The 23,273-nt window shown below is 65.3% G+C and carries 22 protein-coding genes; 6 read left to right on the forward strand and 16 right to left on the reverse strand.

Features of this window, described 5'->3' with window-relative positions; genetic code table 11:
• Nucleotides 1-1,071 (reverse strand): ABC transporter ATP-binding protein, encoded by a 1,071-nt coding sequence (locus PNI01S_RS15430; protein ID WP_084358540.1) that lies wholly within the window; start codon nt 1,069-1,071, stop codon nt 1-3.
• 140 nt (nt 1,072-1,211) lie between these two features.
• On the opposite strand from PNI01S_RS15430, the gene PNI01S_RS15435 reads away from it, so the two are divergent.
• Complete coding sequence (locus tag PNI01S_RS15435) at nt 1,212-1,898, forward strand: GntR family transcriptional regulator (RefSeq protein WP_084358541.1); 687 nt, start codon at nt 1,212-1,214, stop codon at nt 1,896-1,898.
• A 150-nt stretch (nt 1,899-2,048) separates the two neighbouring features.
• Here the strand turns inward: PNI01S_RS15435 and yjiA are convergent, their stop codons facing one another.
• The 4 genes from yjiA to PNI01S_RS15455 all read right to left on the reverse strand — a co-directional run bounded on the left by yjiA (nt 2,049) and on the right by PNI01S_RS15455 (nt 6,220).
• A complete protein-coding gene (yjiA, locus tag PNI01S_RS15440) occupies nt 2,049-3,047 on the reverse strand; it encodes a GTPase (RefSeq protein ID WP_084358542.1) in 999 nt (332 codons plus the stop codon).
• A 192-nt stretch (nt 3,048-3,239) separates the two neighbouring features.
• On the reverse strand, nt 3,240-3,443 hold the full coding sequence (locus tag PNI01S_RS15445) for a YbdD/YjiX family protein (RefSeq protein WP_015478970.1): 204 nt from the start codon (nt 3,441-3,443) through the stop codon (nt 3,240-3,242).
• 12 nt (nt 3,444-3,455) lie between these two features.
• Nucleotides 3,456-5,522 carry a carbon starvation CstA family protein gene (locus tag PNI01S_RS15450; RefSeq protein WP_024764784.1) on the reverse strand — a complete coding sequence of 689 codons (2,067 nt, stop codon included), beginning with the start codon at nt 5,520-5,522 and terminating at the stop codon, nt 3,456-3,458.
• A gap of 188 nt (nt 5,523-5,710) precedes the next feature.
• The gene (locus PNI01S_RS15455; protein ID WP_024764783.1) at nt 5,711-6,220 is read right to left on the reverse strand and encodes a DUF3015 domain-containing protein; all 510 of its coding nucleotides are present in this window, start codon (nt 6,218-6,220) and stop codon (nt 5,711-5,713) included.
• Nucleotides 6,221-6,399: 179 nt separating this feature from the next.
• On the opposite strand from PNI01S_RS15455, the gene PNI01S_RS15460 reads away from it, so the two are divergent.
• Entirely contained in the window at nt 6,400-6,768 is a 369-nt protein-coding gene (locus PNI01S_RS15460) for a PilZ domain-containing protein (RefSeq protein WP_024764782.1), read from the forward strand.
• A gap of 20 nt (nt 6,769-6,788) precedes the next feature.
• On the opposite strand, the gene radA is transcribed toward PNI01S_RS15460, so the two are convergent.
• The 3 genes from radA to PNI01S_RS15475 all read right to left on the reverse strand — a co-directional run bounded on the left by radA (nt 6,789) and on the right by PNI01S_RS15475 (nt 8,784).
• Nucleotides 6,789-8,168: a DNA repair protein RadA gene (radA, locus tag PNI01S_RS15465; RefSeq protein ID WP_024764781.1), complete on the reverse strand. Its 1,380-nt coding sequence runs from the start codon at nt 8,166-8,168 to the stop codon at nt 6,789-6,791.
• Between the two features lie 54 nt (nt 8,169-8,222).
• Nucleotides 8,223-8,465 (reverse strand): hypothetical protein, encoded by a 243-nt coding sequence (locus PNI01S_RS15470; RefSeq protein WP_024764780.1) that lies wholly within the window; start codon nt 8,463-8,465, stop codon nt 8,223-8,225.
• Nucleotides 8,466-8,541: 76 nt separating this feature from the next.
• The gene (locus tag PNI01S_RS15475; protein WP_024764779.1) at nt 8,542-8,784 is read right to left on the reverse strand and encodes an HP1242/YdcH family protein; all 243 of its coding nucleotides are present in this window, start codon (nt 8,782-8,784) and stop codon (nt 8,542-8,544) included.
• Between the two features lie 185 nt (nt 8,785-8,969).
• Here PNI01S_RS15475 and mscL point away from each other — a divergent pair, with 185 nt between their 5' ends.
• Nucleotides 8,970-9,386 carry a large-conductance mechanosensitive channel protein MscL gene (mscL, locus tag PNI01S_RS15480; RefSeq protein WP_084358543.1) on the forward strand — a complete coding sequence of 139 codons (417 nt, stop codon included), beginning with the start codon at nt 8,970-8,972 and terminating at the stop codon, nt 9,384-9,386.
• A gap of 24 nt (nt 9,387-9,410) precedes the next feature.
• Here mscL and PNI01S_RS15485 read toward each other — a convergent pair whose 3' ends face one another.
• From PNI01S_RS15485 to PNI01S_RS15495, 3 genes are all read right to left on the reverse strand, one after another.
• The gene (locus tag PNI01S_RS15485) at nt 9,411-10,961 is read right to left on the reverse strand and encodes a TerC family protein (protein ID WP_024764777.1); all 1,551 of its coding nucleotides are present in this window, start codon (nt 10,959-10,961) and stop codon (nt 9,411-9,413) included.
• A 230-nt stretch (nt 10,962-11,191) separates the two neighbouring features.
• Nucleotides 11,192-11,968, reverse strand: a complete 777-nt coding sequence (locus tag PNI01S_RS15490; protein ID WP_024764776.1) for a ferredoxin--NADP reductase — start codon at nt 11,966-11,968, stop codon at nt 11,192-11,194.
• 120 nt (nt 11,969-12,088) lie between these two features.
• The gene (locus tag PNI01S_RS15495) at nt 12,089-13,081 is read right to left on the reverse strand and encodes a TRAP transporter substrate-binding protein (protein ID WP_084358544.1); all 993 of its coding nucleotides are present in this window, start codon (nt 13,079-13,081) and stop codon (nt 12,089-12,091) included.
• Between the two features lie 343 nt (nt 13,082-13,424).
• Between PNI01S_RS15495 and PNI01S_RS15500 the strand changes: the two genes are divergently transcribed.
• Both PNI01S_RS15500 and PNI01S_RS15505 read left to right on the forward strand, forming a co-directional pair.
• Nucleotides 13,425-14,549 carry a methyltransferase gene (locus tag PNI01S_RS15500; protein ID WP_084358545.1) on the forward strand — a complete coding sequence of 375 codons (1,125 nt, stop codon included), beginning with the start codon at nt 13,425-13,427 and terminating at the stop codon, nt 14,547-14,549.
• Between the two features lie 65 nt (nt 14,550-14,614).
• Nucleotides 14,615-15,478, forward strand: a complete 864-nt coding sequence (locus PNI01S_RS15505) for an alpha/beta fold hydrolase (protein WP_065085479.1) — start codon at nt 14,615-14,617, stop codon at nt 15,476-15,478.
• Nucleotides 15,479-15,590: 112 nt separating this feature from the next.
• Here the strand turns inward: PNI01S_RS15505 and PNI01S_RS15510 are convergent, their stop codons facing one another.
• The 5 genes from PNI01S_RS15510 to PNI01S_RS15530 are packed head-to-tail and all read right to left on the reverse strand — an operon-like array spanning nt 15,591 to nt 21,706.
• The gene (locus tag PNI01S_RS15510; RefSeq protein WP_084358546.1) at nt 15,591-16,157 is read right to left on the reverse strand and encodes a nucleotidyltransferase family protein; all 567 of its coding nucleotides are present in this window, start codon (nt 16,155-16,157) and stop codon (nt 15,591-15,593) included.
• Complete coding sequence (locus PNI01S_RS15515; RefSeq protein ID WP_084358547.1) at nt 16,154-17,125, reverse strand: XdhC family protein; 972 nt, start codon at nt 17,123-17,125, stop codon at nt 16,154-16,156. Before PNI01S_RS15515 ends, PNI01S_RS15510 begins: the two co-directional genes overlap by 4 nt.
• A gap of 3 nt (nt 17,126-17,128) precedes the next feature.
• A complete protein-coding gene (locus PNI01S_RS15520; protein ID WP_084358548.1) occupies nt 17,129-18,340 on the reverse strand; it encodes a cytochrome c in 1,212 nt (403 codons plus the stop codon).
• 2 nt (nt 18,341-18,342) lie between these two features.
• Nucleotides 18,343-18,882, reverse strand: coding sequence for a (2Fe-2S)-binding protein (locus tag PNI01S_RS15525; protein ID WP_084358549.1), 540 nt, complete (start codon nt 18,880-18,882; stop codon nt 18,343-18,345).
• A complete protein-coding gene (locus tag PNI01S_RS15530) occupies nt 18,875-21,706 on the reverse strand; it encodes a xanthine dehydrogenase family protein molybdopterin-binding subunit (protein WP_084358550.1) in 2,832 nt (943 codons plus the stop codon). The genes PNI01S_RS15525 and PNI01S_RS15530 overlap by 8 nt, the downstream gene beginning before the upstream one ends.
• A 332-nt stretch (nt 21,707-22,038) precedes the next feature.
• Between PNI01S_RS15530 and PNI01S_RS15535 the strand changes: the two genes are divergently transcribed.
• Nucleotides 22,039-23,250, forward strand: coding sequence for an MFS transporter (locus PNI01S_RS15535; RefSeq protein ID WP_024764768.1), 1,212 nt, complete (start codon nt 22,039-22,041; stop codon nt 23,248-23,250).
• Nucleotides 23,251-23,273 lie beyond the last annotated feature (23 nt).

Genomic DNA, 23,273 nt, shown 5'->3' on the forward strand with positions numbered 1-23,273 from the left:
TCAAGCCTCCATCAGCAGGCAGGCCTGCGGCGGCAGGTGCACCGCCACGGCCTCGCCGACGTCACGGGCGCGGCCGCCCTCGTTGCTCTCGCGCAGGGTGATCTGCGAGGCGTCGGGCAGGCGGCAGCGATACAGCGTGGCGGTGCCGACGTACATCACCGTCTCGATCACCGCACGCAGGTGGTGCGGCTGCGACGGGTCGACCAACTTCGAGCGCTCCGGGCGGAAGGCCAGTTGCACGCTGGCGCTGCTCAGGCCCGCCGGCATCTCGCAGGGGATTTCCGCGGCCATGGCGTTGGGGTGGAAGCCGCCCTGGCGCATCTGGCCGGGAAGGAAGTTGATGTCGCCGATGAACTGCGCGACGAAGCGATGCGTCGGGCGTTCGTAGATTTCGTTGGGCGTGCCGATCTGCATGATGTTGCCGTGGGACATCACGGCGATGCGGTCGGACAGGGTCAGCGCTTCTTCCTGGTCGTGGGTGACGAAGATGAAGGTGATGCCCGCCTCTTCCTGCACGCGCTTGAGCTCGACCTGCATTTCCTTGCGCAGCTTCAGGTCCAGCGCGGACAGCGGTTCGTCGAGTAGCAGGACCGATGGCTTGGGCGCCAGCGCCCGGGCCAGGGCCACGCGCTGTTGCTGACCGCCGGACAGCTCGGCCGGCTTGCGTCGCGCCAGGTGTTCCATCTGCACCAGCGCGAGCATTTCCTTCACCCGCTTCGGAATCTCCGAGCGCTGCAGGCCCTGCATCTCCAGGCCGAAGGCGATGTTCTCGCTCACCGACATGTGCGGGAACAGCGCATAGCTCTGGAACACGGTGTTGATACGACGACGGTAGGGCGGCAGGTCGTTGACCCGCTCGCCGCCGACGAGGATGTCGCCGGAGGTGACGTTCTCGAACCCGGCGATGCTGCGCAGCAGCGTGGTCTTGCCGCAGCCGGACGGTCCCAGCAGGGTGAAGAACTCGTTATGGGCGATGTCGACCGACACTTCGTTGAGGGCGGGAGCGACGTTGGGATCATCGGTGTAACGCTTGCTGACCCGACGCACCTCGACTGACGACGAGTGATTCATTTTGGTGCATTCCTCTTGTTTTTGTATGCAATATTTGAATGCAATCTAGAAATAGCTGATGTATTTTTCTTCTGCAACTGGTTTTGCACGGACGGTTTTGCGGCATCCTTTGACGGGTCAAGCAAGAGGCGGAGTCGCTCATGACGGAGAAGCACCCCGAATCCACGGTGGAACGCGTCTACCAAGGGGTTTACGAGGCGATCAGCAGGCGCAGCCTGCGCCCGGGCATGAAGCTCGGCGAGGCGGCATTGGCGGATTTGTTCAAGGTCAGCCGCACTTCGGTGCGCGCGGCGCTGAAACATCTGGAAGCGGATGGGCTGGTGTCCAGCGCGCTCAACAAGGGTGCATGGGTGGCGTTACCCAGCGACGAGGAGATCCGCTCCCTGTTCGAAACCCGGCGGCTGATCGAGATCGGTATCGTCAGCGAACTCTGCCGCCGCGCGGACAGCGCGATCATCCAGGACCTGCGCGACCACGTGGCGCTGGAAGAGGCGACCCACGACCACGACCACGCGCGGTTCGTCCATCTGCTCGGCGAGTTTCACCTCAAGCTGGCGGCGGCGCTGAACAACCCGGTGCTGCTGGATTTCTTCCGCAAGCTGATCGAGCGCGCCTCGCTCTATGCCACGACCCTGGACGACGACCAGCACGAGACCTGCCGCGGCAACGAGCACCAGCGGCTGATCGAGTACATCGAGGCGGGCAACCAGGCGGCGGCCATCGAGCTGACCTGCATGCACCTGAACGCCATCGAGCAGGCGATCATCAAGGCGGCGGGGAACCTGAAGGCGGATTACCACCCGCTCAAGCATCTGATTGGTGGCTGAGGGGCTGCCCGCACAAGAACATGGGGCTTGGGGTGCATAACCTGGAACAGGTTATGCACCAGATACAGTCCGGCGGATAACGCTGGCGCGTTATCCGCCCCACGAAAAGCGTGCAGAGAAAACGCCCGACTTCCAGCGGGCGTTCGTCATTCAGGCGGTCGGGCCGCCCGTGATGCGATCGAAGCCCCGGCGAATTTCCTCTTCAGGCAGGTTGTCGCCGATGAAGACGATGACACTCTCGCGCTGCTCGTCACCTTTCCACTCGGTATCCCAGTCGAATCCATAGAGCCGCAGCACGCCCTGGAACACTAGGCGGCGCTCCTCGCCGGCGATGTTCAATACGCCCTTGTAGCGCAGCAGCGAGTTGCCGTGCCATTGCAACAGGTCGTCCATGAACTCACTGAGACGTTCGATTTCCAGCGGCTGGTCGCTGCGCAGCACCAGGGTGGTGATGCGGTCGGTGGTAGCCGCCGCCGGGCGCACCGGGCGCAGCAACGGGCGCAGGCCAACGTCGGCGTTGAGGTTGAAACCGCGCACGTCGAGCAGGCGCTCCAGTTCGATGGTGCCGTGCTCCACCGAGTGGATTTCGGCGCGCCGATTGATGCGCTGCAGGCGCTCGACCAATGCTTCGTATTGCTCCGGCGACACCAGGTCGCGCTTGCTCACCAGGATACGGTCGCCGAAACCGACCTGGGCCTGGGCGATCGCTTCCTGCAGGTGGCGGTCGGCATTGGCGGCGTCTACCAGGGTGATGATGCCGTCGAGCAGGTAGCGCTCGCGCAGGGTCTCGTCGACGAAGAAAGTCTGCGCCACCGGCGCCGGGTCGGCCAGGCCGGTGCACTCGATCACCAGGCGGTCGAAGTCCAGCTCGCCGTTGTCGCGGCGCTCCAGCAGGACGTAGAGCGCACGCTCGAGGTCGTTATTGATGGTGCAGCAGACGCAGCCGTTGGACAGCGTCGTCACCTGCACCGCATCGTCGCCGAGCAATTGGGCATCGATGGGCGTCTCGCTGAATTCGTTCTCGATCACGGCGATCTTCAGGCCGTGCTCGGCCTTGAGGATGTGCTTGAGCAGGGTGGTCTTGCCGGCCCCGAGGAAGCCGGTGAGAACAGTCACCGGAATCTGCGGCACGCTTGCGGAATCGGTCATGGGAACATCCAGGCAATCGGAAAAGAAAACGGGCCGCGATCGCTCGCGGCCCGCATTTCTATTTTATGAAACGTCGACGAGGCAGGCGAGGCAAGGCGCCAGTGGCCGGAAAAAGCGGAGTCTACTTCAGTAGATGAGCATTTTTCCGGCCGCTGGCAACGCAGCATCGGCCACGCAGCCAGTTTCATCGCATCAGCAGCAGCGGATCGGCCTCCCCTTGCCGCCGCCATAGCGCGCTTCCTGGCGCTCGCGGAAGAACTCCTCGTAGGTCATCGGAGTCTTGTCCGGATGCTTGTTCTGCATGTGCTGAACATAGGTGTCGTAATCGGGCATGCCAACCAGCATGCGCGCGGCCTGCCCGAGATACTTACCCATGCGGCTGAGGTCGTTGAACATGATGAACCTCCGTCAGGCGTCCGGGATCGGCTGGAACGGAGCTTCCTTGTCGGTGCGTTCCTTCTTGGTCCAGGCGCTGGCGCCCACCTTGATCGCGTACACCAGCACGCTGAACACCACCAGCAGGAACAGCACGGTGAGGCCGGCGTTGATGTAGGCGTTCATCATCACGTGCTGCATCTGGCCGATATCCTTGGCCGGGGCGATGATCTGACCGGCGTCCAGGCCGGCGGAGTACTTCTTGCCCAGGGCGATGAAGCCCACGGCCGGGTTGCTGTCGAACAGCTTGATCAGACCGGCGGTGGTGGTGCAGATCAACAGCCAGGCGGCCGGCAGGGCGGTGACCCAGACGTACTGCTGGCGCTTCATCTTGATCAGCACGACGGTGGCAAGCATCAGCGCGATGCCGGCGAGCATCTGGTTGGAGATGCCGAACAGCGGCCACAAGGTGTTGATGCCACCCAGCGGATCGACCACGCCCTGGTACAGCAGCCAGCCCCACAGCGCGACGCAGCCACCGGTGCCGACGATGTTGGCGGTCCAGGATTCGGTCTTCTTCAGCGCCGGGACGAAGTTGCCCAGCAGGTCCTGCAGCATGAAGCGCCCGGCACGGGTGCCGGCGTCCACCGCGGTGAGGATGAACAGCGCCTCGAAGAGGATCGCGAAGTGGTACCAGAAGGCCATGGTGTTCTCACCCGGCAGCACCTGGTGAAGGATGTGCGCGATCCCTACGGCGAGGGTCGGCGCACCACCGGCACGGGCCAGGATGGTGGTCTCGCCGATGTCCTTGGCGGTCTGGGCCAGTACTTCCGGAGTGATGGTGAAGCCCCAGCTGCTGACGGTCGCGGCCACCGCGGTGACGTCGGTGCCGACCACGGCCGGCGGGCTGTTCATGGCGAAGTAGATGCCCGGCTCGATGACCGAGGCGGCAACCATCGCCATGATGGCCACGAAGGACTCCATCAGCATGCCGCCGTAGCCGATGTAGCGGGCGTCGGGTTCGCGGTTGAGCAGCTTGGGCGTGGTGCCCGAGGAGATCAGCGCGTGGAAGCCGGACACGGCGCCACAGGCGATGGTGATGAACAGGAACGGGAACAGGCCGCCCTTCCACACCGGGCCGGTGCCATCGGTGAACTGGGTCAGGGCCGGCATCTTCAGCTCCGGCGAGACGATCACGATGCCGATGGCCAGGGCGATGATGGTGCCGATCTTGAGGAAGGTCGACAGATAGTCACGCGGCGCCAGCAGCAGCCACACGGGCAGCACCGAGGCGATGGCGCCGTAGGCGATCAGCATCCAGACGATCTGCACACCATGGAAGGTGAACACCGGGGCCCATTCGGGGCTGGCGGCAATCTGGCCACCGAGCCAGATGGAGCCCAGCAGCAGCACGATGCCCACTACGGAAATCTCGCCGATACGGCCCGGGCGGATGTAGCGCATGTACACGCCCATGAACAGCGCGATCGGGATGGTCGCCAGTACGGTGAACATGCCCCACGGGCTTTCGGCCAGGGCCTTCACCACGATCAGCGCGAGCACCGCGAGGATGATGATCATGATCAGGAACGCGCCGAACAGGGCGATGGTCCCCGCCACCTGCCCCATTTCCTCGCGGACCAGTTCACCCAGGGAGCGCCCGTTGCGGCGGCTGGAGATGAACAGCACCATGAAGTCCTGCACGGCGCCGGCCAGCACCACGCCGGCGATCAGCCAGAGCGTACCGGGCAGGTAGCCCATCTGCGCCGCCAGCACGGGGCCGACCAACGGGCCGGCGCCGGCGATGGCGGCGAAGTGGTGACCGAAAAGGATGTGCTTGTTGGTCGGGACGTAGTCCAGGCCGTCGTTGTTGAGGACCGCAGGGGTCGCTCGATTGGGGTCCAGTTGCATCACCTTGGTGGCGATGAACAGGCTGTAGTAGCGGTAGGCGACCAGATAGATGGCGACGGCTGCGACGACGATCCACAGTGCGTTGATGGCTTCGCCGCGGCGTAGCGCCACGACTCCCAAGGCAAATGCACCGACTATCGCCACCGCCAGCCAGGCAAGGTGACGTAGCAGGCTGTTGTTATTGTTCATAGCGAGGCTTCCGACAGTTTGAAGGCGAGAATTCGCAGAAAAATTCTAGTCTTTTCCAGCGACCCATTCATACGACCTTAGTCTAGGGCGGTTACGCGCTTATTGCCGGAGGTCAACGCGTTCCGACCCTGGAGTCAGGAAATGAAAAGACCCGCCGAAAGGCGGGCCTTGAGTGGTGCACGGAGGGATCAGGCCGGTTGCTTGGCGTACTGCGCCAGTACCTGATCGCGGCTCATCACCGCCAGGGTGTTGTTCAGCACCTGCTCGCCGGTGGCGTCCTTGGAAGCGAAGATCTCCCCGAAATGCTGCTGGGTGACTTGAGCGAAGTGCGCGCGATCCTGCACCGGGATGCCCAGCAGAACAGCGTAGGCATCCAGAGCCTCGCCATGTCCCTGCGCCATGTTCTCGGCGATGTTGTCGAGCATGCCGTTCATGGCGAAGATCGAGCGGCCGCCGTAGGTGATGCGCTGGCTGGCGTCGCAACCGTTGGTACCGGAAGTCAGGCCGAAGGTGGCGTTACCCGAGGTGCCGTTGGTGGTGGTGGCCAGCAGGTGCGGGAACAGGCCTCGTTGACCGTCGAAGACCATGTTGCCCCAGCCGCAGCCCTTGCCGCTCTGGCCGGCTTCGTCCGCGTGCGCTGCCAGGCTGGCAACGCTGATAACCCCAAAGATCAGACCCTTGATGAGTTTATTGTCCATGCTCTGCACTCCGCAGTTGTAGTGGTTAGACGCACATGGAGCTTTGGCGAGGGTCAGCTGACTGTCAAACCCGCGCGAGCAGCGTCTGACGGACGAAACGTCAGCAACCGGTGTACGACGCGTCAGTAAGGGCTTACGTCTATAGTGAGGCGAAGCAGAAACGGCCGGAGAGCCACGACATGACTGACGATCACGACGAGCGCCGGCGCTTCCAGCGCATCGCCTTCGACGCCGGCACTGAGATCAGCCAGGGCGACCTGCGCTGGAAGGTGACGCTGCTGGACCTGTCCCTCCAGGGGCTGCTGGTGCAACGTCCGGAGCACTGGAACATAGTCGCGCAAGAACCGGTACAGGTGCGCATCTACCTGGGCTTCGACGTCAACGTCTATATGGAGGCCGACCTCGCCTGGGAGCGTGAAGGCCTGCTGGGGTTCAACTGCCGGCACATCGACCTGGACTCCATCAGCCATCTGCGCCGCCTGGTGGAGCTGAACCTGGGGGACGAATCGCTGCTGGAGCGTGAGCTGATGTTGCTCAGCGAGCATTGAGCCGATCCTACAAAGAGCCTCTATTCGAACAACGCATCCAGCGCCTGCTCCAGGCGCGTTACGGCGATGACCTGCAGGCCGGGCGGTGACTCCTTGGGCGCGTTGCCCTTGGGCACGATGGCGCGCTTGAAGCCGTGCTTGGCGGCTTCCTTCAGACGCTCCTGACCACTGGGCACCGGGCGCACCTCGCCGGACAGGCCGACCTCGCCGAACACCAGCAACTGGTGATCCAGCGGCCGGTTGCGCAGGCTGGACATCACCGCCGCCATCAGCGCCAGGTCCGATGCGGTTTCCAGCACCTTCACCCCGCCGACCACGTTGAGGAATACGTCCTGGTCGTAAGTGGGGATACCGCCGTGGCGATGCAGGACCGCCAGCAGCATGGCCAGACGGTTCTGGTCCAGGCCCAGGGTCACCCGGCGCGGGTTGGCCAGGTGGCTGGTGTCGACCAGCGCCTGCACTTCCACCAGCATCGGCCGCGAACCTTCCCAGGTGGCCATGACCACGCTGCCCGGCACCGACTCCTGAGCACGGGTGAGGAAGATTGCCGACGGGTTGGAAACCTCCTTGAGTCCGCGGTCGGTCATGGCGAAAACACCCAACTCGTTCACCGCGCCAAAGCGGTTCTTCACCGCTCGCAGCAAGCGCAGGCGGCCATCGGATTCGCCCTCGAAATACAGCACGGTGTCGACCATGTGTTCCAGCACGCGCGGGCCCGCCAGCGAACCTTCCTTGGTGACGTGGCCGACCAGGAAGATTGCCGTGCCGCTCTGCTTGGCGAAGCGCACCAGCAGCGCCGCGCTCTCGCGCACCTGGGCGACGCCGCCGGGCGCGGATTGCAACTGCTCGGTGAAGATGGTCTGGATCGAGTCGATCACCATCACCTTTGGCTGCTCCTGGCGCGCCGTGGCGATGATGGTCTCGATGCAGGTCTCGGTCATGACCTTGAGCTTGTCTTCGGGCAGGCCCAGGCGGCGGGCGCGCATGGCGACTTGCTGCTGGGACTCCTCGCCGGTGACATAAAGCGCCGGCAGGCGCGTGGCGATGTTGCAGAGGGTTTGCAGAAGGATGGTGGACTTGCCGATACCGGGGTCGCCGCCGATCAGCACCACCGAGCCGTCGACCAGGCCGCCGCCCAGGGCACGGTCCAGTTCCGCCGAGGCGGTGGAGAAGCGCGGCATCTCCTCGACGCTGACTTCGGCGAGGGTCTTGATGTTGGCCTGCTGGCCAGCCCAACCGCCGCGGCCGGAGCTGCTGCTGCCAGAGCCACCGGTGGGCGTGGTGTCTATGACGGCCTCGACCAGTGTGTTCCAAGCGCCGCAGTCAGGGCATTGCCCGGCCCATTTGGGATAGGTGGCGCCGCACTCGGTGCAGCCGTACATGCGCTTGGCCTTGGCCATGGGCGGACTCCGTCAAAGACAAAGCCCGCATCATAGCCAATCGGGCCAGGCGCTTCAGCTCGCCAGGCGGCGGTACTGGCTTTCCATGTCGTGCTTGAGGCTTTCGCGGCGCATCAGCAGCGAAGCCAGCGTGCAGTCGGGGCGTTCTATGCCCTCCTCCACGCGGCCGATGCGCTGATCCAGCAATTCGTACTGCAACTTCATGCGCACCAGGCGCTCCTGGGCACGCAGGGCTTCGACATTACGCTTGCAGGGCTTGGTGACGGACTTGCCAGAGGACGAAATGACTTTACGCATGGCGGTGGCACCGGTTGGAAAAGGATGACAGGAGCCTACGCCTTGCTCCATCCAACACCCTTGACTCTGGTCAAGCTCAACCGGATCGCTTGAGCAGGTCGGCGATCTCGTCCTTCAGTGTCACGCGTTGCAGTTTGAGGGAGTTGAGAGCGAGATCGTCCATCGCTTCGCGGCCGTCCTCGATGTCGTAGATCTTCCTGTCCAGTTCCTCGTAGCTGGCGGCCATGCGGGTGAAATTGGCGTCTTTGCCGTGCAAGCGGGTCATCAGGGCCTTCTGCTCGGGAAATTCGCGGGACAGCGGATGATGTTCGAGCGGCATGGCGGGCCTCCTTTTGTGGATCCGTGGGCGTATATGGGTTGCCCGGTAAGCCTAGACCAGGTTGTGAACCCGCCCAGCGCCGCCGGTCATACGGTGTGAATTGGACGCCACCGGGGTGTTCAGACGACGACAGGCCGCTAAACTGCGCCTGTCCCTCTCTATCTTGCGTAACAAGGAGTCAGTGCATGAGTCTGCTTAGCGAATTCAAGGCCTTCGCCGTCAAGGGCAACGTCGTCGACATGGCCGTCGGTATCATCATCGGCGCCGCGTTCGGCAAGATCGTCTCGTCCTTCGTCGGCGACGTGATCATGCCGCCCATCGGCCTGCTGATCGGAGGCGTGGACTTTTCCGACCTGGCGATCACGCTCAAGGCCGCCGAAGGCGACGTGCCCGCGGTGGTCCTGGCCTACGGCAAGTTCGTTCAGACCTGCCTGGACTTCATCATCGTCGCCTTCGCCATCTTCATGGGCGTGAAGGCGATCAACCGCCTCAAGCGCGAAGAGGCCGTGGAGCCCAGCGTTCCGCCGGTGCCGACCCCCGAGGAAACCCTGCTGACCGAGATCCGCGACCTGCTCAAGCAGCAGAACAACCGCGCTCCCTGAGCAGATCGCTGACCATCAGCCGGGTCAGGCTGGCGGCGTCAGCAGCACGCGGCCTATGCGCCGCTCGCTGACGTCCGTCACTTCCAGGCGCCAGCCGCCCAGCTCCAGCGTGTCTCCCTTGGCCGGCAAGCGGCCAAGGTGCTTGAGCGCCAGCCCGCCGAGAGTCTGGTACTCCGCTGTCGGGCGCGCGTGGAAGCCGACCCGCTCGGCGAGCGCACTCAGCGTCACCGCACCGTCCACCCGGTAGCCAGCGGCATCGGGCTCGATATCAGTGCCGGAGACTTCGCTGGCATCGGGCAGCTCGCCGGCGATGGCCTCCAGTACGTCGGTCATGCTCAGCATGCCTTCGAAGCCGCCGAACTCGTTGACCACGAAGGCCAGGTGGGTCGAGGCCTCGCGCATCAGTTCCAGCGCGCCCAGCACGGTGCTGCTGTCCGGAAGGCTCAACGGCTCGCGCAACAGCGGCAGGATGTCCAGCTCTCGGCCCTGCAACAGGTCCGCGAACAGTTCCTTCTTGTGCACATAACCCAGCGGCTCGTCGATATTGCCTGCGCGGATCACCAGCAATCGGGAGTATGGCGACTCCAGCAGCGCGCGGCGGATGTCCTCCGGGCTGTCGGCGACGTCCACGCGGTGCATCCGCTGGCGGTCGATCATCACGGCTTTCACCGGGCGCTCGGCCAGGCCCAGCACGCCACTGATCATCACCCGCTCGCGGCGGTCGAACGGCGCCTCGCTGCCCTCCGCCGGGCCGACCAGGTCAGCGATCTCCTCGCCCACCTCGTCGGCATCCACCCTGCCACCCATCAGGCGCAGCACGGCGTGCGCGGTGCGCTGGCGCAGGCCGCGTTGCCCACGCTGGCTCTTCTGGCGCTTCCAGCGCACCAGCTGGTTGGCCATCTCGATCAGCAGGCTGAAGCCGATGGCGGCGTACAGGTAGCCTTTCGGGATGTGGAAGCCCAGGCCTTCGGCGGTCAGGCTGAAGCCGATCATCAGCAGGAAGCCCAGGCAGAGCATGATTACCGTCGGGTGCTCGTTGACGAAGCGGGTCAGCGGCTTGCTCGCGACCATCATCAGGCCGATGGAGAAGATGACCGCGATCATCATCACTTCCAGCTGGTCGACCATGCCCACGGCGGTGATCACCGCGTCGAGGGAGAACACCGCGTCCAGCACCACGATCTGCGCCACTACCGGCCAGAAGGCGGCATAGACGCGCTTGCCATTGGAAGTGTGCACGCGGCCTTCCAGGCGCTCGTGCAGCTCCAGGGTCGCCTTGAACAACAGGAACAGGCCACCGAACAGCATGATCAGGTCACGGCCGGAGAAGCTCTTGCCGAATACTTCGATCAACGGCTCGGTGAGCGTGACCAGCCAGGAAATGCTCGCCAGCAGGCCCAGGCGCATCAGCAGCGCCAGCGACAGGCCGATCAGCCGCGCGCGGTCGCGCAGGTGCGGCGGCAGCTTGTCCGCGAGGATCGCGATGAAGACCAGGTTGTCGATGCCGAGCACCAGCTCGAGCAGGATCAGGGTGAGCAGGCCAAGCCAGGCCGTGGGGTCCATCAGCCATTCCATGTGGACTCACCTCGCTGGGTGCGCGCCATGGCAGGCCGGGAAGCAGCATCCGCGAGCGCGGGTGCCGGGGGAGGTTCGCCGATCACCGGCTCTACGGGGGTAGGCACCGGGGTCGGCTTCGTACTTTGACTGTCCATCGAGGTCCGAAAAAGGGGAAACGGACGCCTATCCTAAGGGCAAAGACGGGGTGCCCTCAGCGGACAATCTTTTCAAAATCTATCGAGCGACACTTACCAATAGTTTTCCACGGCGATCTGGCCGGGCTTGCGCGTCAGCGCCAGGCTCATGCCGCGGGCCTTCAGCACCGCACGGGTGTCCTCGATCATCTGCGGGTTGCCGCAGAGCATCACCCGCGAATGCTCAGGGGTGAGTTCCAGCCCGGCGGCGCGTTCCAGCTCGCCGTTCTCGATCAGCGTGGTGATTCGCGCATTCAGGCAGCCGGGCACCTGCTCGCGGGTGACCACCGGAATGAACTGCAGCTTGTGGATATGTTCGGCCAGGTGCTCCATCGCGCCGAAGCTGGCGATCAGGTCGCGGTAGGCCAGCTCCTTTTCCTCGCGGGCGCTGTAGACCAGCTTGATGGTCTCGAAGCGCTCCCACACCTCGAAGTCCTGCAGGATCGACAGGAACGGCGCCAGGCCGGTGCCGGTGGACAGCAGCCACAGGTCGCGACCATCGGGGAAGCGATCGAGTGTGAGGAAACCGAAAGCCTGGCGATCCACCAGCAACTGGTCGCCGACGCGCAGGCGGCTGAGCTCGCTGGTGAATTCGCCGCCCGGAACGACGATGGAGAAGAACTCGAGGAAGTCGTCGTGGGGAGCCGAGACCATCGAATAGGCGCGCCAGACGATGCTGCCGCTGGGCTTGTACACGCCCAGGCGGGCGAACTGCCCGGCGCGGAAGCGGTAGCCGCTGTCGCGGGTGGTGCGCAGGGTGAACAGGCTCGGGGTGAGCGTCTGCACCTCCACCAGGGTCTGGCGGGTGAACTTCTCTTCGCTGGCGGTCATCATCCGCTCCTTTGCAGGCAACGGTCCATTTTCCCGTATTCAGGGCGATAGAAACACCCGCAAGGCTTGTGGCTATCCGGGGAGATCGCCACAAGCCTGCTCCAGATCACTGCCAGGGGATCAGTGCTTGCGGTTTACCACCTGGGCGGCGCGCAGCACGTCGGTGCCGATCTCCACTTCGAACTGCTTCCACAACGGCTGCATGGCGGTGCGCCAGGCATCACGCTCGGCCGGCGTCAGGGCGATGATGCGCGCCTTGCCGTTGGCCACCACATGGTCACGTTCCTTCTGGTTCAGCGCTTCGGCGTCCTTGTTCACCTCGACGGTGACCTCTTCGATGATGCTCTCAAGTTGGGTGCGCACCGGGTACGGCATGCTGTTCCAGAACTTCTGGTTGCTGATCACCATGTAGCTGAGCACACCGTGGTTGGTCTCGGTGATGAACGGCTGCGCGGTATCCAGCTTCTGGCTGCCGATGTTCGACCAGGTGTTCTCGGTGCCCTGCACCTTGCCGTCCTGCAGCGCCTTGAGGGTCTCGGCGAAGGGCATCTTCACCGCCGTGGCATCGAGCAGGCCGAACTGCGCGTTGATCACCGAGGACGGCTGGATGCGGAAGGCCAGGCCCTTGGCATCGGCCGGCGCGCGCAGCTCGCGGTTGGCGGAAAGCTGCTTCATGCCGTTGTTCCAGTAGCCCAGGCCGTAGATGCCCGAGCGCGCCATGGAGTGCAGCAGCTCACGGCTCTTGTCGCGCTTCTGGAAGCGCTTCACCGCCTCCAGGTCATCGAACAGGAACGGCAGGTCGAAGACCTCCAGCTGCTTGGTGTAGCCCTCGAACTTCGACAGCGATGGCGCCAGCATCTGCACCTTGCCGTCCTGCAGCGCCTGCAGTTCGTCGGCATCGCCGAACAGCGTGGAGTTGGGGTATACCTCGACCTTCACCTGGCCGGCCAGGCGCTCCTCCACCAGCTTCTTGAACAGCAGCGCGCCACGGCCCTTGGGCGTGTCGTCGGCGACGACGTGGGAGAACTTGATCACGATGGGCGCATCGGCGAAGGCCGCTGGAGCCACGAGGAAAAGGGCGGACAGGGCCACCCCGAGCAACGACTTGTACATCGACATCCTTATGCAATGGCAATAGCCCGGCGCGCGAACGAGCGTCGCGTGTCGAGGATTCGTGAAGACTTGGAGTGGTGGCCGTCGGTCGGCGGAGCGCAGCTCCGGGATCGGGCCCTACCGGGTCGTCTGGAGCGCCCGGTTATTATTGGGAGGCCGCCGCGCAGCGATGCAAAGACGACAGCGGGCGGATAGGTCATAATTTTTCGGTATAACGCCGCCCCGCACAAGCGGATGATGGCCAACTGCTTCGCAGTTTGACGACAATCTCATTGCAATCAGCCTCGTCTCATTGCGACTTCCAGCTCCAGCTGTTCCCAGCCCTACTTCGTTCGAGAGTCCCATGCCCGTCCTCGCCAGCCCCTTCGCCCAGCTCGACCTGGTCCGCCACCCCGAACAGCGCGAAGACCCGCTACAGGCCTTCGATGCGGCGGACGAATACCTGCTCGCGCACCTCCACGAACAGGGCGTTGGCGTGGATAGCCGGGTGCTGGTGCTCAACGACAGTTTCGGCGCACTCGCCGCCAGCCTCGCGCCCCATGTGAAGGTGACCAGCAGCGGCGATTCACACCTGGGTTTCATCGCCCTGCAGCGCAACCTGGAACGCAACGGCCTGACCGACGCCCCGCTGACCTTCGTGCCCGCCAGCGAAACGCCGCAGGGCCCGTTCGACCAGGTGCTGGTGCGCGTGCCCAAGACCCTGGCGCTGCTGGAGGAACAACTGATCCGCCTGCACGGCCAGCTCGCGCCGGGCGCCAAGGTGGTCGCCGCCGGCATGATCAAGCACCTGCCGCGCGCCGCCGGTGATCTGCTGGAGAAGTACATCGGCCCGATGCAGGCCTCGCTGGCGGTGAAGAAAGCCCGGCTGCTGGTCGCCACTGCAGAGCAGCGCCCCGCGCCCTCCTCGCCCTACCCCAGCCGCTACCGCCTGGACAAACCGGCACTCACACTGGTCAACCACGCCAACGTGTTCTGCCGCGACGGCCTGGACATCGGCACCCGCGCCTTCCTCCCGCACCTGCCGCAGACCCACCACACCGTGCGCGCAGCGGACCTGGGCTGCGGCAACGGCGTGCTGGGCATTGCCTTCGCCCGGCTCAATCCGCAGGCCGAGCTGACCCTGGTGGATGAGTCCTACATGGCCGTGCAGTCGGCCCGCGAGAACTGGCAAGCGGCCCTCGGCGACCGACCTGTGGATATCCATCCCGACGATGGCCTGGCCAGCCAACCTGCCGACTCGCTGGATCTGGTGCTGTGCAACCCGCCGTTCCACCAGCAGCAAGTAGTCGGCGACTTCCTCGCCTGGCGCATGTTCCAGCAGGCCCGCGCGGCGCTCGTGACGGGCGGCGAGCTGTGGATCGTCGGCAACCGTCACCTGGGCTACCACGCCAAGCTCAAGCGCCTGTTCCGCGGCGTGGAGCAGGTGGCGGCAAATCCGAAATTCGTGGTGCTGAAAGCGACCAAATAAGCGACTGGCATTGCTCCGGCCCGCGCGCCGGAGCAGCATGGATCGCCTTCGCCAGGACGCACGCCATGACCGCACAAGAGCCCTCCCCCTCTACACCGGAACTGATCCGCAGCGCCGACGGCGTCAACCTGGCGCTGCGCCTCGTGGGCCCTGCGGATGGCGTGCCCGTCGTGCTGACCCACGGCACCTTTTCCAACCATCGAAGTTGCCAGGGGCTGGCCAACTACCTCGCCGGACAAGGGTTCGCCTGCTGGCTGTTCGAATGGCGCGGACATGGCGACAGTGAGCGCAACGGTTTTATCCACAGCTTCGATGATGTCGCCGAGCAGGACGTGCCGGCGATTCTCGATGCGGTGAGCCTGCGCAGCGGGCAAACAGCGCTGCACTGGATCGGCCATTCCGGCGGCGGGCTGATCGTCTCGATGTGGGCGGCGCGCCATCCCGAACTGGCGCAGCGGCGGCTGCGCTCGATGGTGCTGATCGGCTCCCAGGCCACGGCGGCCGGGGCCAGTCTTTCTCATCGGCTGGCCGTGCTCGGCTACGACTGGCTGCTGCGCTGGCGGCGCGTCGCGCCGAGCCGGGCGAAGAGCGTCGGGCCGGAGGCAGAGAGCGCACGGCTGATGCGCCAGTGGTGCCAGTGGAACCTGCGGCGACGCTTCGACTCGCTGGCGGGGTTCGACTATCTGGCGGGACTGGCGAACGTCGATTTACCGGTGCTGGGCGTGGCAGGCAGCGGCGATACCTTCATCGCTCCGGTTGCCGGGTGCGAGGCCCTGGTGGAAGCGTTCGGCGGCAACGACGCGAAGCTGGAGCTGTTCGGCCTGGCGACCGGCGCGAAAGAGGATTACAGCCATAACCGACTGCTGCTGTCGCGCAATGCCAGCCAGGAAATCTGGCCGCGTATCGCGCAGTGGCTGGAACAGCGCTGAAACAGTGAGATTCGGGGCTGCCGGGACTCGCGAGCAAGCTCGCTCCTACAGGAGAACTCCAGCGCCACCTTGCAGGAACGAGGGGGACGCCCAGTCCTTGTTCGCGAACCCTTCAGGAGCGCAGGACTTCCGGCGTGTCTACGTCTCGCAAGACACCCGCGTCTTTCACTTCGACGACGACGCAACTGTCACGATGCGCCTGCACCACCGCGCGGGCGCCTTCATCGCCAGTGAGCTGCGTCAGTTCCGGCCAGAAGTCACGACCGAACAGCACGGGGTGGCCACGCTGGCCATCGTGAAGCGGAAAGAGAATGGTCGAGGCACCGGCCGCATCGGCCAGCGCACGCAGGGTTTCCGGTGCGATCCACGGCATGTCGCCAAGCAGGATGGCCACGGCCTGGGCGTCGGAGTCCAGCAATGAGGCTGCACCCGCGGCGAGGCTGTGCCCCATGCCAAGCGCTGCGTCCGGGCTGTGGATGACGCGGCAGCCGGCTGGCAGGCCGAAGGCATCCGCCTGCTCGCCAGCACGCAGCACCACCCGCACGTCGTCGAACACAGCCTGGGCCCGCTCGACGCTATGCGCGAGCAGGCTGCGCCCATCCGGAAGAACCGCGCGGCGCTTGTCCGCGCCGAAGCGCGAGCCCTGGCCGGCGGCCAGGACCAGCGCCACCACCGTCACAGCGCCTCGCGGGCAATGCCGCTGCGCGTGCGCAGGATGTCGGCGAGCACGGCCAGGGCGATTTCCGCCGGGGTCTTGCTACCCAGATTGAGGCCGATGGGCGCGTGCACGCGCGCCAGCTCCGTCTCGTTCAGGCCACCGATGCGGTGCAGGCGTTCGCGGCGTTTGTCGGAAGTGGTGCGCGAACCCATGACGCCAATGTAGAACGCTTCGGTGCGCACCGCCTCGAGCATCGCCAGGTCGTCGATCTTCGGATCGTGGGTCAGCGCCACCACGGCGGTGTCCACGTGGCAGCCGCCGTTGGCGATGAAGATCGACGGCAGCTCGCGGCGGATTTCGATGCCGTCCAGCACCACGCCATCGAGCGCCTCTTCGCGGGGATCACAGAGGATCACTTCGAAGCCCAGGCCCTTGCCGAACTCCGCGCAGAAATGCGCGACGCTGGAATAACCGGCCAGCAGCAGACGCTGTGCCGCACCCACGCGCAAGCGAACACTGGCTTCGTCCCGCTCCACGCGCGGGCCGTGCTCATGGTCGTCACTCAGACGGCGGCTGCCGTCCTGCAGGTTCACTTCGCGCAGCAGGCGACGCTGGCCGAGCAGCGCCGACTCCAGCTCGCGCAGGTGGGCCTGCACGTCGCAATCGGGCGCGAGGTTTTCCACCAGGACGTCGAGGATGCCGCCGCAGGGCAGGCGGATATTCGTGCGGGTATCGGTGCCGTCACCATAGCGCACGACGACTACCGGCTCGCTGAACTCGCCTTCGGCGACGCGTTCGAGAAAGTTATCCTCGACGCAGCCGCCGGACAGCGAACCCACCCACTGGCCGCTGGCGTTGACCGCCAGCAACGAGCCCGGCGCGCGGGGCGCCGAGCCATAGGTGAAGAGCACGCTGCACAGCCACACGCGCTGGCCGGCGTTGGACCACTGGAGCGCCTGCCGGACTACTTGCAGATCGAGATGCTGCACGACTCACTCCGCTTTGAGTTGAGCGATCTGTTGTACGCCCATGTCGCCCGGCAGGCCACCCCAGGCCTGGCGCAGGTAGTTGATCAGGTCCGTGAGTTGCTCGTCACTGAGCTTGTCGGCAAAGCCCGGCATCGGCTGCATGCGCTCGAAACCGGTGAACTGCTGCTCGCGGATGCCTTCGACGATGACCTTGGCCAGGTTGCGCGAATCGGCCAGGCGCAGGGTGGTGTTGCCCTGCATGGCCACGGCGATGTGCGGCTTGCCCTCGCCATCGTTGCCGTGACAGCCGGCGCAGACGTTGAGGTACTGCTGGCGGCCGCGCTTGGCGCTGTCGCTGAGCTGATCCTCGGCCACCGCCTGGATCACCTTGGCCTGCGGCGGCTGTTCGCCGAGCAGGTAGGTCGACATGGCGGCGAGGTCCTCGTCACCCAGGTGCTGGGTGCTCAGGTGCATCACCGGGAACATCTCGTTGAACATGCTGCCTTGCGGGCTCATGCCGTGCTTGAGGAAGCCGGTCAGGTCGGCGCTGGTCCAGCCGCGCTCGGCCAGGTCCTGGGCCAGCAGGCTCGGGGCGCTGTAGCCGTTGAGCAGGCCGCCGGTCAGGCGCTTGTCCTGCTTCAGGGCGCCGATCTGGTTGCGCGGGGTGTGGCACTCGCCGCAGTGGCCGAGCACTTCCACCAGGTACTGGCCGCGCTTGTAGGGCTCGCTCTTGCCCTCGGTGTTTTCCAGCTGGACGCTCTTGCCGTAGAGCATGTTCCAGCCACTCAGGCCCATCCGTACGTTGAACGGGAAGCTCAGGCTGGTTTGCGGCGCGGCACGGTGCACCGGCGTCTGGCTCATCAGGTAGGCGTAGAGGGCATCGCTGTCCTCGCGCTTGATGAGGTGGTACGAGGTGTAGGGCATGGCCGGATAGAGGTTGGCGCCGTCCTTGCGCTTGCCCTCGGTGAGGGCGGCGAAGAAGTCGTCGGCGCTGTAGTTGCCGATGCCGAAGTCCTTGTCCGGGGTGATGTTGCTGCCGTAGATGGTGCCGAACGGCGAGTGGATCGGCAGGCCGCCGGCGAACGGCGCGCCGCCCTCGGCGGTGTGGCAGGCCATGCAGTCGGCAGCGCGGGAGACGTACTCGCCGCGCTTGATCAGCTCCTGGTCAGCGGCTTGTACACTGACCGCCAGGCCGAGGCCGACAGCCAGCGCGAGGCCGGAAAGAATGCGCTGCATGCTCAACCCTCCTTGACCAGGCCGAGATCGGTCAGCACTTCGCGGGTGGCGTCGTAGTAACGCACGTACCCGGTGCAGCGACAGATGTGGTGGCCGAGGCTCGCCTCGATGGTCGATTCCAGTTCGCTCTTCTTCAACGGCTGGCGCTGGGCCTTCTCCACCAGCACGGTGGCGGCGTTGACGAAGCCCGGTGCGCAGTAGCTGCACTGGAAGGCGAAGCGGTCGACGAACTTCTGCTGGATCGGGTTCAGTTCCTTCACCGAACCGTCTTCCTCGCGCTTGGCGTGGCCCTCGATGGTGCGCACCTTCTTGCCTTCGAAGTAGTGCGCGCCGGTGATGCAGGTGCGCACTTCCTCGCTGGTGCCGTCGGGGTTGTCGACGATCACCACGCAGGCATGGCAGATGCCCTGGCCGCAGCCCAGGCGCGAACCGGTGAGGTTCTGGTATTCGTGCAGGTAGTCGATCATCGGCAGGTCCTCGGGAACCTCGACCGGACCGACGGTTTGACCATTCAAGGTCAGGTTGAGCGGACGCTTAGCCATTGAGGGCCTCCTTGATGCGAGCGGGGGTGATGGGCAGGTCGCGGACGCGCTTGCCGATGGCGTGGGCCACGGCGTTGCCGATGGCGCCGACCACCGGGATCATCACCACTTCGGCGATGCCCTTGGACGGATCGCTGGGCGAGAGCGGCGGAAGGATTTCCGAGCTCTGCTGCCAGACGGCCACGTCCTTCGCCTTCGGGAGACGGTAGCGGTTGAAGTTCCAGTCGCCCTCGCCCGGGCCACCCTCGTACAGCGGCATGTCTTCCAGCAATGCGTGGCCGATGCCCATGGCGGTGCCGCCTTCGATCTGGCCTTTCACCAGTTCCGGCACCAGCACGCGGCCACACTCGATCCAGCTGTGATGGTTGAGCACACTGACTTCGCCGTTGCCCTTGTTCACCTTCAGCTCGACGATGGTCGCCACCGGGCTGTAGTAGGTCACGGCGGCGTTGTTCAGCTGCACCGGCGGATAGGCCACGTTCTGGCGATCCAGCAGGTGGAAGCCGGCGCTGTTCATCTGCGCCTTCTTCACACCCGGCGCGCCGTCGCCGTACTTCACGGCCAGGGCGTCCAACGGCAGGCGGTCGCGCACGCCATCGATGACGTAGTCGCACTCCGCCCAGCTCCAGCGGTTGAAGCCGTGGACGGTGGCGCCGGTGACCAGGCCCTTTTCGTGGGCGACCTGCGCCAGCTCGGCGAACGACAGCGGCTGCAGGCCGTTGGCGGTGAGCTTGCCGTCGACCCAGTGGGCGTCCTCGCGGCGCACCACCAGCGGGTTGGCGGCGCCGTTGAACGGGCCGCGACGCCAGATTTCCAGGGCCGCCGGCCACAGGCCGTGGTTGAACAGCACGCGTGCCGCTTCGCGGGTGGCGTGGCTGAAGTAGTAGGCCGAGTTGGTCGCCGACGACGCCGAGGCGTACTTGCCGACCCAGCGCGGATTGCGCAGCTTCTCGTCCTGGGTCGGCTGGCTCATGGTGTAGGGGTCTTCGCCGCTGATCAGCTGCAGCTCCGGCCACTCGGTTTCGGCGGTCTTCATCTCGTCCGCCGGCTTGCCGAGGAAGTCAGCCACCACCAGCGCCTGGGAAGTGGACATACCGGTACCGATCTCGATGCCGATGTGGCGCATGTGCACCTTGCCGGTGGCATCGAACTCAATGCTCGCCATGGGCGCTTCCGAGCCGGTGCCGAAGTCCTTCTGGCAGATGGCGAAGCCGACGCCGTACCAGTGGTCCGGGTCCTTGGCGTCCATCGACTGCTTGCGTGCGTCGCGGGTCTTCCACCACTCGTGGGCAGCGGCCTTGTCGAGGATTTCGTGCAGGCGCAGCGCACCGGCAGGGATCGCGCCCTGGGTGTTCTTCATGCCCGACTTCAGCGCGTTGACGCGGCGCAGTTCGATGGCGTCCACGCCCAGGCGACCGGCGATCTCGTCCACCATCATCTCGGTGGCGGCCATGCTCTGCAGGGTGCCGTAGCCACGCATGGAGCCGGCCTCGACGGCGCGGGAATGGTAGGCGGTCACCTGCAGGTCGTTCTGCGGCATGTAGTAGATCGACTGCGCGGCGGTGGCGCCCACGGCGGCCACGGACGGGCTGTAGTTGATGCGGCCGCCGCCGTCCACGCTCATCTCGGTGCGGAAGATCTTGAAGGTCATGTCCTTCTTGTCCACCGCGAGCTGGTAGCGAATGTCGAACGGGTGGCGCTTGATGCCGCTCTGGAACTGCTCGTAGCGGTCATTGGCCAGGCGCACCGGTACACCGTTGCCGTACAGCGCAGCGAGGGCCGCGTAGTAGACGAAGATGTTGTGGTCCTTGGAGCCGTAACCCACGGTGTAGCCGGGGTGCATGTTCAGTTTGGCCAGGCCGAAGCGCGACGGGGCGATCATGTGCGCCGTCTCGTAGGCCGCCTCGAACGGGCACTGGGTGGCGACCACGAAGTGCAGGGTCTTGCTCGCCGGGTCGTACCAGCCGTTGCCGTTGTCCGGCTCCATGGCGGCCGGCTCGATGGACGGGGTCTTGTAGCGTTCGTCGAAGACCAGCCAGTTCTCCGGCGGGTTTTCGATCTGGTCCTTGATCTTCTGCGCGTAGAACAGGCCCTGCTCGGTGAGGTCACCGTGCTGGTTGGGCTGCTGGTTCCACACCGGTTTGCGCTCGCGGATCATCGGGAACAGGATCGAGTCCTTGAGGCTGGAAAACTCGTCCGGATCGGCCGAAGTCGCCCCGCCCACACGCACGTAGCGGAAGCTGCCGTAGGGGTCGCCCTGGTACAGCGGCGCCTGCGCACCGTAGCGGATCGCCTTGTCGTTGAACTTCATCTTCAGCTTGGCCTGACGGAAGCGCTCGAAGTCGTTCCAGATCAGGATCGCCACCGGGTGGCCGATGAACATCGGTACCTTGCCGCGCGGCAGCAGCGGGTCCGGGGCATGGGCTTCGGGGAAGACGATGCCGTCCTTGTCCAGGTCCTCGGCGGTGACGATGCGGTCCGGTTGCAGCTCGGCGCCCAGCCAGGCGAGGTCGATACCGTCGAAGATGCGGTCGGCCTTGATGGTCTTGAGCAGCATGGCGTGGCCCTGCTGCTGCGGCCAGCCGGGCATGTCCTTGGAGCGGATGTCGCGGGCGAACACCTTGTTGCCGCAGACCTTGGACAGCGCGTCGTTACGGAAACGCGCCTTGCCGTCGTGGCCCATCCACTGCTGCGGGGAGACGGTGACGGAGTTTTCCATCAGGGCAGCGAAGGCCCGGCTGCCGAGCGGCGCCATGGTCACGCTGACACCGGCAATCAGCCCGCCCTGCAGGAAGGCGCGCCGGGAAATATCACGGTTGGACATGGTTCATCCTCTGGACGGTGAAGGCCCGCCCATGTCGTTTTTTCGGTGCTGGAGAGAGTTCGGAGGCCGCGGAATCGCGGGCGTCTCGGGGATGGCGCCGGAGGAAAGATCCTGCAGGAAAACCTGACTCTTCTGTCAACTTTAACGCACCTCAATAGTGCGAAGCAAAGTCAATCGGACAGCTTGTCGCGGAGATGAAAATTTTAGTCGACGGGTCGAGACTATTCGCCAATAGCAAAAACCCTCGGCGACAAGCGGGAAAGTGTTACGCCGTGCTACGCTGCATGGCCCTTGCTTAGCCTCCTAACGAACCTTCCAGATAAGCCTCCAAGATGACCGCCGAAGCCACGTCCCTGCTGCGTCACCGCCCTTTTCTCGCCTTCTGGCTGGCCCGCGTCTGCACCGCCAGCGCCTTCCAGATGATCACCGTGGCCATTGGCTGGCATATCTACGAACTGACCCACAACGTGCTCGACCTGGGCCTGGTCGGGTTGGTGGAATTCACCCCGCGCGTGCTCTTCATGCTGCACACCGGTCACGTCGCCGATCGCTACGACCGCCGCCGCATCGCTTCGCTCTGCCAGGTCGGCCAGGGCCTGATCGCCGTGGCGCTGGTGGTGGGCGCCAGCACCGACAACGTGACCCGCGAGATGATCTTCGTGATGGCCTTCCTGCTGGGCACCGCGCGGGCGTTCGAGATGCCGACCACCCAGGCGCTGCTGCCGAACATCGTGCCCACGGCACTGTTCCCCCGTGCCGTCGCCGCGTCCGCCTCGGCCATGCAGGCGGCGACCATCGCTGCGCCGGCCTTCGGCGGCTTCCTCTATGCCTTCGGCGCCTTCTGGGTCTACACGCCCACCGCAGTGCTGTACTTCATCGCCTGCACCCTGGTGCTCACCCTGCCCTCGCGCCAGGCGCCGGCCGCCCAGGGCAAGGCCACGCTGGAGTCGCTGCTGGCGGGCATCCGCTTCATCCGCAGCCGCCCGGACATCTTCGGCGCCATCTCGCTGGACCTGTTCGCCGTGCTGCTGGGCGGCGCCACCGCACTGCTGCCGGTGTTCGCCAAGGACATCCTGCTGACCGGCCCCTGGGGCCTGGGCCTGCTGCGCTCGGCCCCGGCGGTGGGCGCACTGCTGATGTCGTTCTGGCTGGCGCGCTTCCCCATCGAGCGCAACGTCGGGCGGATCATGTTCGCCGCCGTGGGCGTGTTCGGGGTCACCACCATCGCCTTCGGCCTGTCGACGTCCTTCTGGTTCTCCCTGGCGGTGCTGGTAGTGCTGGGCGCGGCGGACATGATCAGCATGGTCATCCGCGGCGCCTTCGTGCAGTTGGAAACCCCGGACGAGATGCGCGGCCGGGTCAGCGCGGTGAACGGCCTGTTCATCGGTGCCTCGAACCAGTTGGGCGAATTCGAATCCGGCGTTACCGCCCACTGGCTCGGCACGGTGCCGGCGGTTGTACTCGGCGGCGTCGGCACACTGGTCGTCACCGGTGCTTGGATGAAGCTGTTCCCCACCCTGGCCAAGCGCGACAAGCTGCACTGAAAAAAATCCCCCGCTGGAAGCAC

The organism is Pseudomonas nitroreducens NBRC 12694, from assembly GCF_002091755.1.
Classification (GTDB): Bacteria; Pseudomonadota; Gammaproteobacteria; order Pseudomonadales; family Pseudomonadaceae; genus Pseudomonas; species Pseudomonas nitroreducens.